Annotated in this window: 12 protein-coding genes and 1 pseudogene; 11 read left to right on the forward strand and 2 right to left on the reverse strand. The window is 33.8% G+C overall.

Features of this window, described 5'->3' with window-relative positions; genetic code table 11:
* Positions 1-79 precede the first annotated feature (79 nt).
* Both M014_RS0116085 and M014_RS0116090 read left to right on the forward strand, forming a co-directional pair.
* On the forward strand, positions 80-1,831 hold the full coding sequence (locus M014_RS0116085) for an ABC transporter transmembrane domain-containing protein (RefSeq protein ID WP_026592656.1): 1,752 nt from the start codon (positions 80-82) through the stop codon (positions 1,829-1,831).
* Positions 1,831-3,594 carry an ABC transporter ATP-binding protein gene (locus M014_RS0116090; RefSeq protein WP_026592657.1) on the forward strand — a complete coding sequence of 588 codons (1,764 nt, stop codon included), beginning with the start codon at positions 1,831-1,833 and terminating at the stop codon, positions 3,592-3,594. Before M014_RS0116085 ends, M014_RS0116090 begins: the two co-directional genes overlap by 1 nt.
* Positions 3,595-3,619: 25 nt before the next feature.
* Here the strand turns inward: M014_RS0116090 and M014_RS30670 are convergent.
* Positions 3,620-3,742: pseudogene (locus M014_RS30670) on the reverse strand (YxiF family protein); the annotation flags it as partial.
* A gap of 329 nt (positions 3,743-4,071) precedes the next feature.
* Here M014_RS30670 and M014_RS0116095 point away from each other — a divergent pair.
* From M014_RS0116095 to M014_RS0116125, 6 genes are all read left to right on the forward strand, one after another.
* Positions 4,072-5,676, forward strand: a complete 1,605-nt coding sequence (locus M014_RS0116095; protein WP_026592658.1) for a lipase family alpha/beta hydrolase — start codon at positions 4,072-4,074, stop codon at positions 5,674-5,676.
* A gap of 434 nt (positions 5,677-6,110) precedes the next feature.
* A complete protein-coding gene (locus tag M014_RS0116100) occupies positions 6,111-7,154 on the forward strand; it encodes a nuclease-related domain-containing protein (RefSeq protein WP_026592659.1) in 1,044 nt (347 codons plus the stop codon).
* A 41-nt stretch (positions 7,155-7,195) separates the two neighbouring features.
* Positions 7,196-7,771, forward strand: a complete 576-nt coding sequence (bamE, locus tag M014_RS0116105) for an outer membrane protein assembly factor BamE domain-containing protein (RefSeq protein WP_026592660.1) — start codon at positions 7,196-7,198, stop codon at positions 7,769-7,771.
* 458 nt (positions 7,772-8,229) lie between these two features.
* On the forward strand, positions 8,230-8,376 hold the full coding sequence (locus M014_RS29270; RefSeq protein WP_035415214.1) for a BC1881 family protein: 147 nt from the start codon (positions 8,230-8,232) through the stop codon (positions 8,374-8,376).
* Between the two features lie 114 nt (positions 8,377-8,490).
* Positions 8,491-9,240 (forward strand): sulfite exporter TauE/SafE family protein, encoded by a 750-nt coding sequence (locus M014_RS0116120; protein WP_026592661.1) that lies wholly within the window; start codon positions 8,491-8,493, stop codon positions 9,238-9,240.
* Positions 9,241-9,270: 30 nt separating this feature from the next.
* Complete coding sequence (locus M014_RS0116125) at positions 9,271-9,858, forward strand: DUF2238 domain-containing protein (RefSeq protein WP_026592662.1); 588 nt, start codon at positions 9,271-9,273, stop codon at positions 9,856-9,858.
* 308 nt (positions 9,859-10,166) lie between these two features.
* Here the strand turns inward: M014_RS0116125 and M014_RS0116130 are convergent, their stop codons facing one another.
* On the reverse strand, positions 10,167-10,367 hold the full coding sequence (locus M014_RS0116130) for a DUF3903 domain-containing protein (RefSeq protein ID WP_026592663.1): 201 nt from the start codon (positions 10,365-10,367) through the stop codon (positions 10,167-10,169).
* 141 nt (positions 10,368-10,508) lie between these two features.
* Between M014_RS0116130 and M014_RS0116135 the strand changes: the two genes are divergently transcribed.
* From M014_RS0116135 to M014_RS0116145, 3 genes are all read left to right on the forward strand, one after another.
* Positions 10,509-10,919 carry an NUDIX hydrolase gene (locus M014_RS0116135; RefSeq protein ID WP_026592664.1) on the forward strand — a complete coding sequence of 137 codons (411 nt, stop codon included), beginning with the start codon at positions 10,509-10,511 and terminating at the stop codon, positions 10,917-10,919.
* Between the two features lie 212 nt (positions 10,920-11,131).
* On the forward strand, positions 11,132-11,878 hold the full coding sequence (locus M014_RS0116140) for an IclR family transcriptional regulator (protein ID WP_026592665.1): 747 nt from the start codon (positions 11,132-11,134) through the stop codon (positions 11,876-11,878).
* 78 nt (positions 11,879-11,956) lie between these two features.
* Entirely contained in the window at positions 11,957-13,597 is a 1,641-nt protein-coding gene (locus tag M014_RS0116145; protein WP_026592666.1) for a M20/M25/M40 family metallo-hydrolase, read from the forward strand.
* Positions 13,598-13,750 lie beyond the last annotated feature (153 nt).

Raw genomic sequence — 13,750 nt, forward strand, 5'->3', positions numbered from 1 at the left:
CTTTAGTGTTGAAAACTTTAAAAAATTCTGTGATTTTGATACACTGAAAACATCGCTCATTTCAGGGGAGGAGGATATGATGAAAGTATTTTTTAATTTAGCGTGGTTTTTTAAACAAGAAAAACGGGCGTATATAACGGGGATTATTTTGTTGTTTGGCGTAGCACTTCTTGAGCTTGTGGCACCAAAAGTCATTGGGATTATTGTAGACGAAATTAACAACCAGACGCTAACATTTGAAAAGTTGTTAAAGTGGGTTGTTCTTTTAGTAGTTGTTGGGATTACAATGTATATATTACGTTACATATGGCGTATTATGATTTTTGGATCTTCTTTAAAGCTCGCACGCCAATTAAGAAAGAAATTATATGAACATTTTACAAACATGAGTCCGTCATTTTATCAATCACATCGTACAGGGGACTTAATGGCACATGCAACGAATGATATTCAAGCAATTCAACAAACAGCTGGGTCGGGCGTTTTGACACTTGTGGATTCGTTAGCCGTAGGTGGATGTGTACTTGTGGCTATGGGACTTACAATTAGTTGGAAGTTAACATTGTTAAGTCTAATTCCAATGCCGATTGTAGCGATTTCAACTAATTATTATGGTACTTTATTACATAGACGCTTTCATAAAGCACAGCAAGCGTTTTCTGAGATCAATGATAAAGTCCAAGAAAGCATGAGTGGGATGAAAGTGATTCGTTCACTCGGTCAAGAAAAGGAAGATTTACAAGCATTTAGAAAAAAATCAGAAGATGTTGTACATAAAAATATGTTAGTTGCACGTATCGATTCACTATTTGATCCAACAATTTCTCTTATTGTCGGTTTTTCATTCTTAATCGCTGTATGTTATGGATCACTATTAGTTGTTCGTGGAGAACTGACAGTTGGTGAATTAATTACATTTACAACATATTTAGGGACACTTGTTTGGCCGATGCTTGCATTTGGTTGGCTATTTAATATTATGGAACGTGGTCGTGCTTCATATGACCGTGTGGAAAAAATATTATCTCAAACTTCAGATGTGGTGAATAAGGAGAGCGCAGTACAAAATGTAGCAAGCGGTGACATTACGTTTGCAATCGATACATTTTCCTATAAGAAAAATGAAATAATTAATTTAGAAGATATTCATTTTACGCTAAAAAAGGGTGAAACATTAGGTATTGTTGGCCGAACTGGTGCAGGGAAAACGACATTACTAAAATGTTTAATTCGAGAATATGATCATTTTAATGGAGCATTGCAAGTTGGAGGAAAAGATATTCGTGATATGACGCTTCACGGTATTCGATCGGCTATTTCGTATGTCCCTCAAGACCATTTCTTATTTTCAGCAAGTATAGGTGAAAATATTGCATTTGGAAAGGTGGATGCTATGCATAAAGACATTACGCATGCTGCGAATATTGCTTGTATTCATGATGATATTATGCAATTTCCAGAAAGGTATGACACGGTAGTAGGGGAACGCGGGGTTTCTTTATCAGGTGGACAAAAACAGCGGATTTCAATTGCACGTGCTTTATTAACAAATGCTGAAATTTTAATTTTAGACGATTGTTTATCTGCAGTTGATGCAAAAACAGAAGAAACAATTTTAACGGCATTGAAACGAGAAAGAGCACAAAAAACAACAATAATTACAGCACACAGATTAAGTGCTATCCAACATGCAAATCTTATTCTTGTTGTTGATGAAGGGAAAATTGTAGAGCGTGGTACGCATGAACAACTAATGGGGCAAGAAGGTTGGTATAAAGAGATGTATGAAAGTCAGCAGTTAGAAGCGTTAGTTGAGAAGGGAGGCATATAATGGCTGAGAAAAAAAGAAGCGATTTATGGCGATTACTTTCTTATATGAAACCATATAAAGGCTTATTAGCACTGGCATTTCTATTTCTAGTTGGTGCAACTTTCACAGAAATGATGGGGCCATTTTTAATTAAGCAGTTTCTTGATGAACATTTAGTTCCACGGAACTTTGAACAATCAGCACTTGTAACCCTATTTGTTGTATATATGATTGCTCATTTATTAAAGGTTTTATTTACGTATTTAAATTTACTATATTTCCAAAATATTGCGTTTAAAATTGTGCAAGACATGCGGGTTGAAGTGTATGAACATGTACAAAAGTTGTCATTAAGCTTTTTTGATCGTACGCCAATTGGTACTCTCGTATCTCGTATTACTAATGATACGGAAGCAATTAAAGATTTCTATGTGAGTGTGTTATCAACATTTGTAAAAAATGTTGTGTTTTTAATCGGGATTTTGGTGGCAATGTTTTTACTTGATGTGAAGCTTGCTTTATGTTCTCTTATATTAATTCCAATTATGCTTACAATTATGACGATGTATCGCAAGAAAAGCTCTATTTTTTATTTGGAGCTACGGAATCAATTAAGTATTTTAAATGCTAAGCTCAATGAATCGATTCAAGGGATGAATATCGTGCAAGTATTTCGCCAAGAAAAACGGATGCGAAAAGAATTTGAAGAAGTGAACGATAAGCATTACGGTGCTGGGCGCCGTACGTTAAAACTAGATGCGTTATTTTTACGCCCAGCAACAGACCTTGTTCATATTATGGCTATCGCTTTAGTGCTTGCATTATTTGGCTTTAACGCCTTGAATAGTCCAGTTGAAGTTGGGGTATTATATGCTTTTGTTAATTATATTCATCGTTTTTTCCAACCTGTAAATGAAATGATGATGAAACTTTCTTTCTTTCAGCAAGCGCTTGTTTCTTCCTCACGTGTCTTTCATTTGATGGATGAAAAAGATTTAGCCCCTGTTCAACAAGGAAATGGAGAGTCAAAAGTGGATGAAGGAGAAATTGAATTTAAAGATGTTACATTTTCCTATGATGGAAAGCGTGATGTTTTGAAAAATGTATCTTTTCATGTGAAGCCTGGGCAAACGGTTGCTTTTGTTGGGCATACTGGAAGTGGGAAGAGCACGATTATGAACTTATTGATGCGTTTTTATGATATTAAGTCAGGCAATATTTTAATAGACGGGGTAAACTTAGAAAAATATGAAGAGCAGGAAATTCGAAAGAAAATTGGGCTTGTACTTCAAGATGCATTCTTGTTTGCTGGAAACGTAAAACAAAACATTCGTATGTATAATGAAAGTATTACGGATGAAGAGGTAGAAGAAGCTGCTAGATTTGTGCAAGCGAATATATTTATTGAAAAGTTACCAGAGCGATATAATACAGAAGTAGTAGAAAGAGGAGCTGCGTTCTCAAGTGGGCAAAGGCAACTCATCGCGTTTGCGAGAACAATTGCTACAAATCCGAAAGTATTAGTATTAGACGAAGCAACAGCAAATATTGATACAGAAACAGAAGAAGCGATTCAAACAGCACTGCAGCGCATGCGAAAAGGTAGAACAACAATTGCGATTGCGCACCGCTTATCTACTATTCAAGATTCTGATCAAATCTTTGTTATGCATGATGGAGAAATTGTAGAAAGAGGAACGCATCAAGAATTACTGAGTAAGCAAGGATTGTATTACAACATGTATTTACTTCAGAATAAAGGGAGCCTTCAGAATGCCTTATAATATTGAGGTTTTGAAGGCCTCTTTTTTATTCTCTTAAAAATGCCTCTATCTCTGTAATTTTTGTTATGCCCCACATACTGAATTCGTAGTGATACTCTGTTCGTTCAATACATACACCGAATGCTACATTATCTCCAACTAAATAAAATTTTTGAGAGAGTTCCTATCATACCGATTATAACTGCTTTTTTCAGTTGTCTTTCTTAATTTAATATTATTATCAAGAAAATCTGTGAGCTTTTTATTGAGAAACATTTGTACTATTGATGAGTGAAAGGAATTAAGATGCATAGGAAGAATACTGTTTATAAAGAATAAGACGATGTGTTCAAACTATCATACTCATTAATTGAATAAATATGACCCTTAGAAATTTTAGAAGCAAAGGAGTCTTGGGAATTATAGAAGTAATGGTATTGCAATAGCATAGCAATTTATAAACTCTGCGTCATCTTTCTGAAAAAAGGAGGGGTTATTATGTACGCGTCGTTTAAAAGATGCATGATGTTGATTACTACATTCATTTTACTCGTTACTCCTATTAGTATTGCAAGCGCTGAAGCAAATACTACGCCGAATTATGGTGGGGTGCTTCCGCCAAAAGAAACATTTAATCCAGGAGATTGGTTTTTAGGTGAGAAGCCTTTAAATTATGATGAAAATAGGCCACCGATTGTTTTTGTACAAGGGAGAAATGGAAGTGCAGATAGTTGGTATGGAAAAACAGTTTATCACGATGTAAACGATATGTATGATTATGCGTATCGTGCGGGATATCAAACGGTGTTTGTTCAACTATATGATGCAGCTGGAAAGGGATCTGCAAGTCAGTGGGATAATGGTAAATTATTGGCTGCAAAGCTAGAAGAGATTTATAATCATTTTGGTAAAAAAGTGAATATTGTGGCTCATAGTAAAGGTGGAATTGACACCCAAGCAGCGCTCATTCAATACGGTGCGAATCGTTTTGTAGGAAATGTTATTACACTAGCTTCGCCGCATTATGGGTCAAATTTAGCAGACTTATCCTATAGTTGGTGGGCGGGGTGGTTGGCTTCATTACTCGGACAAAGAGACGATGGCACTTATTCTTTACAAACAGGTGAAATGGCACAATTTCGTTCTGTAATAGATAACAATCCAAACGCTAAATTAAATCGTTATTATACAGTTGCAGGTACAAGTTGGGGACCGGCTTTCTCTGCTCTATCTTTAGGTGGGTTATATCTTTCTGCGTATGGCTCTAATGATGGTTTAGTGAATGAATGGAGTACAAAATTACCGTATGGAACACATTTATTTACTGATTCTAGATTTGATCATGATAATATTCGAAAAGGTTCAGCCGTCTTTTCTCGAATTGAATCGTATTTACGTACTTCTACTGCTACATTCGTTCCTCCTTATACTTTAAATAATAATAGAGAATTTGTTGATAATTTAAATACTACATCTAATCAAAGCATTTTAGGTGGAGAACTGGAGCCGAATAAATGGATTGATCAAACAATTGCGGTAGATACAAAAACAGAAGGTGTGGTCTCTGTGTTGACAGCATCTTCAGAAGTGAAAGTACAACTTATTTCTCCGTCGGGCAAAGTATATACGAATAAAGATAGTAAGTTTACGGTTGGAGACGAAACTTCCTACTTTAAGGGGGCGTCCATTCGGACATTTAAAATTAATCAAATGGAAACCGGAGAATGGCATGTTAAACTAATGACCACACATACAAAAGATGCCTATATGGTTGTTAGTGATTATAAACAAACAGCGCCGTTTACATTGAAAATGCCAGGGAAAATTAAAGCTGATAAAGTTGAATTTCAATTGAAGCAATCTACTAAAGAACTAGGAAAACAAGAGAATCTTTCTTTTACTGTTCGAGTTGTTGATCGAGAAGGGAATTTAGTATTACAATCGAACCAGCTGCAAAGGTTAGATGAGGCTGCATTTAAAGGCCTTTTGGATCATATAAAAAAATCAGATGTATATAATATGACGATTGATATTAAAGGTATTAACGCAGAAGGTAAAGCTTATACTCGTACAATTGTGCGTTCTGTGTATATTGAAAAATAAATCGTAATTACGAAAAAAGTACGGTTTGATGGCCATCATGTGCTGTTATTCTTTTTTAAAGATAGAGGTAATGGCAAGAAGACTGTAAACGTTTTGGTCTAAGTACAGTGTAATAAACGTTTATGAAAAATCTCCTACATGATGGGATGTTTTTACTTTACAATAAAAGAAGCTTTCGAAAAACCTTGTAATGTTGAGGTTTCGAGGGCTTCTTTTTTATGATTGATTCTTCTTAAGTTCTTGACTTTTTTCTACATATGTTTTCCTCTGGTCTTAAATCAGTTGAGAGATAACTTGTTCACTTTTTATAGTAAATAAAGTATGCAAAATTTATCCAAATTTTACAGATCGTTATTATAATACATAGTATAATAGATTGAAAATATTTTTAAAATTTTAGGTGATATCTACCTAATCTATAAAGGAGAAAAAAGATGGAATATGTATTCATATGTGTGATTTTAGCATTGCTAGTTGGAATATTTGTATTGTTTTATAAGAATAAACAGTTAGAATCTGACAAGCAACAAGTGGAGTTTGAAAGGACACAATCAATAGAAAACTACCAAAGTGAAATTGCTGCAACAGTAGCTACTTATGAGGAAAAACAAGAGACGTTAAAAAGTGTAGAACGAAAAAAGTATAACAATTTAAAAGAGAGTACAGCAAGAGAACTGGAAAATGTGAGAATGATGAAAAATCAATTAGCTGTGCAGCATAATAAGGAACGTAATGAGATGCAACAAAAACATAGTAATGAGATTCATTTGCTACAAAACCTTGTTACAGAGTTAAGAGCGTATTCCAAAAATAGCGAAGAAATGAATACACATGAAATATTAACTTATATGAAACGGGGATTTGTTCAGGAAGGCCTTATAACTGGAGAGGAGCTCTATATTATTCCGAATGTATTTGTACTAAATACCGATAGTGAGGCAGAAAATAAAAGTGGCTATACTCGAATTGATCATCTTGTATTATGTACGACTGGAATTTATGTTATTGAGACGAAAGAATGGCAGGGACGACTGATACATGGAGTGACGAAAGAGAATGCCGGTGTATATTCGTTTATGATTGATGAGATTGGTAAGTATCAAAAGGAAGAGACGTTTACTTTTGTTTCAGAGCGATCATCAGACGGAAATTCATTGAGTTTAAGAGTCGAGAATGAAGGAAATCCAGCATATAAAATAAAACATGCGTCCTCTGTTTTATATGATTGCCTTAAAGAAAGCTATCAGCAAGAAGTTAAAGAAGAAATTAAGCCTCTTTTATATTTCGGTAATGAGACGAACGGAAATAGGAATGAAGTGATTGATCTTTCTAATGAAGCACTCCCACGGCTGAAGGGAAGAGAGCAGCTAGTTACTTATTTTAGAAATGAAAAATTAAAAGAAAAAGAATTATATACGGTAAAAGAATTAGAAGATATAAAAGAAGTCATTGAACGTATGAATTATATGAAACTCTGAGGGGGTTAAAAGTTCAAATTTAAAATGAAGGTGGTTCTTTCTTGAAGAAACATAAAAATACTTTATTGTGGGGAATATTATATCTTTATGTTTTTGTGTATTTATTCATATATCTTGCTTTCATTCTTTTAATTGCTATCAGTCATTTAACTTATAGTGTAGAGAGTATATCGATTGTAATATTACCATTTGTTATTTTGTTGTTTATTGAATGGATAATTTGGAAGGTTTCTTTAAATAAAAAGAATGAAAAGCAAAAGGGAGATCTCAAAACTATAACAGTTGTTGGGGCGAGCCTATTTTTGTGTTGTGCTATGCAACTTGGAATAAATGAATACAACTCAAAATTCGATAGAGATGTATGGATAGAGAAAGAAAACAAAAGAGTGTATATAGTAGATGACCTTTTAGAAAAACATCAATTGGTAGGAAAATCAAAGCAAGAAATATTACAATTGTTAGGTAAGCCAACAGAAACAGAGCGTTTTATGAAAACGAATCAAATTGTTTATTATCTAGGAGATGAACGGGGCTTGATTCGAATTGATAGTGAGCGTTTAATTGTTAATTTTGATGAAAAAGATAGAGTAATAGAATATAAGATTCACAAAGACTAATTGCTATCGATTAGGATTGTGAAAGAAATTGAGTGAAAGATAAATACAACAAAAATGGCAAATGATGTATAATTAATTATGTTAAATATAGAGATATTGGGAAGGGGATATATGTATATATGGAAGATTTACAAACACTCGGTTCATTCTTTTTAGGCCTAGGTACTATGTTCGCGGGATTAGGAGTACTGCTTGCAGGTTTTGGTGTGTATACAAAGTTTTCACGTGAATCAAAATGATGAAAGCATCCGTACAGGATGCTTTTTTATTTTTTTTTCAATATGTTATAAAAAGGAATCATACATTCTTTATGGAATTTAAGGAATGAAAATAGGAGGGAGAGTGTATATATAGATGCATTGGAACAATTTTATAATTTTAGATTCCAGTTCCGTGACGAAATATTATCAATGAAAAGTAAAGATTCTAGGAAACAAGAATGAAAAGGAGGTAAGACGGTGAAAAACGTACCGACTGAAGTCCTGAGTAAGGAATTAATGGAACGAAAAGGTGTTATATCAATTACAGTTAAAGAATTTGAGAAGATTGAAGTAGCTGGAGTGGTGGTATCTGGACCAGCTGTCATTTTAATTAATCAAGATTAGTTGAGTACATATGATGAATATAGGAAAATAATGAAAAGCGTCCTATGTGGATGCTTTTTTGTTTGCGTAAAAAAAGATATATATCAGATAATAGAGCTACTGGAGGGAAAGAAAGTGGCTATTATTATAACAATGTTTTTAATGGGGATTTTATTAGGGTTTGTTGGAGCAGGCGGTGCTGGATTTATTATTGGGGTACTGACTCTCATATTTCAAGTTCCAATTCATGTAGCCCTTGCAACATCATTAACCGCAATGGCATTTACAACATTTTCAGGAGTGGTGAGTCATTATAGAGAAGGAAATGTTGTATTGAAAATTGGTAGTATTGTTGGGGGATTTGGAGCAGTTGGATCATATATTGGTTCTAAATTTGGTGCAGTGATTCCAGCACACCTTCTTCATTGGTTTACGGCTGGTATGTTGTTTTTATCAGCAATATTTATGTTCATTCGATTACTTTTTTTTCAAAATCAAAAGAAATTGTCTATGAACATAGTAAAGAAATTATCTATCATTAGAAAATGTATTTTGTTAGGGCTAGTAACTGGAGGATTAGCAGGTGCATTTGGGATAGGGTCAGCGCCTTTTATTCAACTAGGACTAATGGTGTTGTTAGGTTTAACAATTCAACAGTCAGTCGGGACTACAATGCTTATTATTTTACCAATTGCCATTGGGGGCGGATTTGGATATAGTTCTGAGGGGTATTTAGATTATCTATTATTAGTACAAGTTTTAATTGGAACAATGCTTGGAGCATATATAGGAGCGAAGTTTACCAATTATGCACCTCGTATTATTTTGAAATTTTCGATGATTATGACGCCCATTCTAGCTGGATGTATGTTATTAATAGAATAAGTTATAAAGAATATTGAGGAGGAAAGTGGTGTGTCTGTTCATCTTCATAAATTGTTATGTGCAAGTTTTTGGATTGCGTTACTTATATCAGGAATATGTCCAAAAGATTTTTTTACATGGTGTTTAGAAGTCGCACCAGCATTTATTGTAGTACTCATTTTAATGATTACATATCGACGTTTTCGATTTACAACGTTCACATATGTATGGATTTTTATTCATATGTTAATATTGCTCATTGGGGGACATTATACATACGCAGAAGTACCACTATTCAACTATTTTCGTGATACATTTGATTTAGAAAGAAATTATTACGACCGTGTTGGGCATTTCATGCAAGGGTTTGTTCCAGCTTTAATAGCGAAAGAAATACTTGTAAAAGTAGTTGAGGTTCAGAAAAAAGGGTGGTTAGAACTACTTGTGATATCAGTTTGCTTAGCATTTAGTGCACTATATGAATTGTTAGAGTTTGCAGTTGCAAAATTAACAGGGACAGGAGCAGAAGCATTTCTTGGAACGCAAGGAGATGTTTGGGATACACAATGGGATATGACATTTGCATTAATTGGAGCGATATTAGCACTGATAGTTTTCCGTAGTAAGGAAACTATATAGTAATTTATTAATATGTTTTACGTATGAATTATGTAAGTAATTCATATTTCTCATATAAAAGGATTTGCTATAATATAATGAGTGTAACGTTCGAGTATTCGACGTATTACTAGTATTATATCCCTATCCCTTTTCTAAAAATGCGAACAAGTTTTGCCCTATTCTATTCAATATTTTATTGTATAGAAATATATTGTTCGATGCCCATTATGGAACGTACATAATGGTGAAATCCCGATCCTTAAAGAGGATGCCCCTAATCTTCATGTGAAAATATGATCGGATAAAGAAAGCTGACCAACATATGGTCAGCTTTCTTTTTTGTTTCCAACTAATTCCTCTGTAATTTCTGTTTGTAATAGAAGTGCTTTTCCAAATCGGCGTTTGCATTCATCTGTCACTTTTTGAACGGCAAGCGCATGGGAGGTAGCAGACACGATGACAGTTGCTCGCCTAGATTTTCGATTTTCTTCACAAAAGACACATTCCACAACATATTTAGAAATCATCTTTTCATCCTTTCGTCTGAATTTCAAGGAATGAGCTATCTTTGAAGTTGTTATAGTTCTTCGTTGTAAAAATTAATTTTCCCTCTATTTCAAAGGAGAAGAATAAAGAAAAGAGAATATTAGGAATAGGAGGGAGAGGAAATGAAAACATGGATTGGGACAGCAGCTATATGTATAAATCAGAAAAATGAAATTTTGATGGTATTACAAGGAAAGAAAGACGAACCAAAAAGGTGGTCAGTGCCAAGTGGGGGACAAGAGAAAGGGGAAACATTAGAGGAGTGTTGCGTTCGAGAAGTATGGGAAGAAACTGGATATCAGGTAGAAATTATAAATAAAATATATGAAAAAAAGGGTATAACATACGGTGTACCTGTTCATGTATATTATTATCTTGTGAAACAAATAGGAGGGTTTATGAATATACAGGATCCAGACGGATTAATTCACGAGATTGATTGGAAGAATGTTACTGAATTAGGGGATATTTCTTTATCTTTTCCAGAAGACTATGAGTTGCTAGTGAGGCATATAAATGCCTACTTTTCATAGTACGTTTTAGTTCATTATTTGTATTGCTTAATTGCGTCATTGTTTTCCTCAATTTCATAATTGATAGGGTGAAAATTGATGTGTTTCCGTTTTTAAATTGTTATTTTTATTTTTGGAAAATTCGACAATTTAATTGATTTCAGTTTAGATTTTTGCTAAATTGATAGTTAATTGAGGTTACTAATATATTACAAGTAAAGTTGAGGCGAGTTATGGTACAGTCCATTGATCGAGCGATAGGTATTATTAAGTTATTAAATTCTACAAATGAAAAAGAGTATTGGGCTATCACTGATATAGCTGATAGAACACATCTCCCGGTTAGTACAGTACATAGGTTACTTAACTCTCTAATGGAGCACGGATTAGTTACACAAATTTCAGAAACAAAACAGTACACAACTGGACCAATGTGGATGGAAATAGGATTACGTCAATTAGAGAAGGTAGACTACAGATCTGTTGCAAGAGAAGTGATGAAGCGTTTGGCTGCTGAAGTTGAAGAAAGTGTTTATTTGAATATTCCAAATGGAACACATTCTATTATTATTGAAAGAATAGATAGTCCTTTAAAAATTCGAGTTATCGATAACTTAGGGGAACAGATTCCTCTTTCGATTGGCGCCGCAAATAAAACGATGCTTGCTAATATGAAAACGAATGAAATGGAACACATTGTAGAACATTTACTTTCTTCTTTACCAGAACAAAAGCAAGTTCTTTTTAATCAACTAAAGCAGATAAGAAATGAAGGATATGCTGTGAGTTATAGTGAAAAAACAGAAGGGACAGCTTCAGTAGCTGCACCAATTATAGGATTTAATCATAAAGTAGTAGGAGCATTAAGTATTGGGTTAATTAGTCATCGCATTAATAATGATCGACTATCATTTCTTATTAGTAAGGTAAAACAAGCGGCTAGTGAAATATCAATAAAAATCGGCAGAACATCAGAATAATAATTTTGATAGCCTGTCGTTATTTTTTATTCATATAGCGGAAATGGATTTCATAATATGGAAAACAGGGGGATTTATATGTCAAAATGGCAATCAAAAGAACAATTGGTTCAATTATTAAGCAATCTTGTTGAAATTCCTAGTATTACTGGCTCGGAAGCTGAAGTTATATTGCCTGATTTTGTTGTAGAACAATTATCTGACTTACACTATTTCAAACAAAACCCGCATCATTTGCAAAAAAATCCGACTGGGGATGGACGATATTTTGTTACGGCTCTAGTAAAGAAAAATAATAGTACAAAAAATACAGTAATTCTTGTTAGTCATTTTGATGTTGTAGATGTACAAGATTATGGAGTGTGGAAAGCAGATGCATTTAATCCTAAAAAATTAACATCTATGTTTTATTCTCACAAAGATGAATTACCAGATCATGTACGTGAAGATATAGCACAAGGGGATTGGTTATTTGGTAGAGGAACAATGGATATGAAATGTGGTCTAGCTTTGCAAATGGCGATGGTTGAGCAAGCTTGTGAAGGAAGATTTGATGGAAATGTCCTTTTATTGACTGTTCCAGATGAAGAAGTGAACTCTGTAGGGATGAGGGCTGCTGTTCCAAGATTATTAGATTTAGCAAAAGAACATAACTTAGAATATAAAACAGTCCTAAATTCAGAACCTATGTTTTCTCGATATCCAGGTGATCAAAATAAGTATATTTACACTGGCTCTATTGGTAAGGTGTTGCCTGGTTTTCTTTGCTATGGAAAAGAAACACATGTAGGTGAACCTTTTGCAGGATTAAATGCAAATTATATGGCTTCATTATTAACAGCTGAATTAGAATTGAATACGGAACTTTGTGATATTGTAGAAGGAGAAGCGTGTCCCCCGCCCACTAATTTATTTCAGAGGGACTTGAAGGAGGATTATTCTGTACAAATTCCTCATCGTGCAGTTACATTATTTAATTTGTTTTTACTAGAAAAAACGATGATGGATGTAATTGCATTGTTACATCAAAAGGTAACGAAAGTAGCAGAGAAAATTGAAGAGTCGTATGAGAAGCAAGCATATCGTTTTTCTAAGTATAATCCGTTCATACCGCCTAATCTTAAAGTAAATGTATTAACGTATGAAGAACTTATCGCTTATGCAATTAAACAACATGGGCAAGAAAAAATAGATAGTATTCAATCTACTGTTATAAAAAATAGAGAAGATAAAGATGATCGTGAGGTAACAATTGATTTGGTTGATAAATTGGCTATTTTATGTAAAGAAAAGGCACCAATGATTGTACTTTTCTTTGCCCCACCATACTACCCAGCTGTGAGCTCACACCACAATTCTTTGATTAAAGAAGTAGTTGGAGAAATGGAAAGGTATGCTCACTACAGTCATGGAATTACTTTTAAAAATCAAAATTATTTTGGCGGAATTTCAGATTTAAGCTATGTGGGCTTACAGTACCCAGTTGATTCAATGAGCTCACTTGTTGAAAATATGCCATTATGGAATAAAGGTTATTCAATTCCGCTTCAGGAATTAGAAAAATTTGATGTTCCAGTATTAAATATGGGACCAGTAGGAAGAGATGCACACCAATGGACAGAGCGCTTAGACATAAATTACGCATTTGAAACGTTACTGGATATGTTACCAATATGTATTGAAAAATTACTAGTTCCTAATAAAATTGCACAGTTATAGTTATGTCTGTATAAGAAAGAAATTTAAATCGAGATTTCAATTAAAATTAAGAAAAAGGATAGAAACTGTAGCGCTATACTACAGTTTCTATCCTTTTTCTTGTAATAATTTATTTTTATCTCACTATTTGTGGGCGGTAAGTCCTCACTTTAT

Source organism: Bacillus sp. UNC437CL72CviS29 (assembly GCF_000482345.1).
GTDB classification, from domain to species: Bacteria; Bacillota; Bacilli; order Bacillales; family Bacillaceae_G; genus Bacillus_A; species Bacillus_A arachidis.

What these genes read in the sequence shown, in the direction of transcription:
- M014_RS0116100 (WP_026592659.1), top strand. Translation starts at nt 6,111, where the DNA reads ATGGAATATGTATTCATATGTGTGATTTTAGCATTGCTAGTTGGAATA.
- M014_RS0116140 (WP_026592665.1), top strand. Translation starts at nt 11,132, where the DNA reads ATGGTACAGTCCATTGATCGAGCGATAGGTATTATTAAGTTATTAAAT.
- M014_RS0116085 (WP_026592656.1), top strand. Translation starts at nt 80, where the DNA reads ATGAAAGTATTTTTTAATTTAGCGTGGTTTTTTAAACAAGAAAAACGG.
- M014_RS0116130 (WP_026592663.1), bottom strand. Translation starts at nt 10,367, where the DNA reads ATGATTTCTAAATATGTTGTGGAATGTGTCTTTTGTGAAGAAAATCGA.
- M014_RS0116145 (WP_026592666.1), top strand. Translation starts at nt 11,957, where the DNA reads ATGTCAAAATGGCAATCAAAAGAACAATTGGTTCAATTATTAAGCAAT.
- M014_RS0116135 (WP_026592664.1), top strand. Translation starts at nt 10,509, where the DNA reads ATGAAAACATGGATTGGGACAGCAGCTATATGTATAAATCAGAAAAAT.
- M014_RS0116095 (WP_026592658.1), top strand. Translation starts at nt 4,072, where the DNA reads ATGTACGCGTCGTTTAAAAGATGCATGATGTTGATTACTACATTCATT.
- M014_RS0116090 (WP_026592657.1), top strand. Translation starts at nt 1,831, where the DNA reads ATGGCTGAGAAAAAAAGAAGCGATTTATGGCGATTACTTTCTTATATG.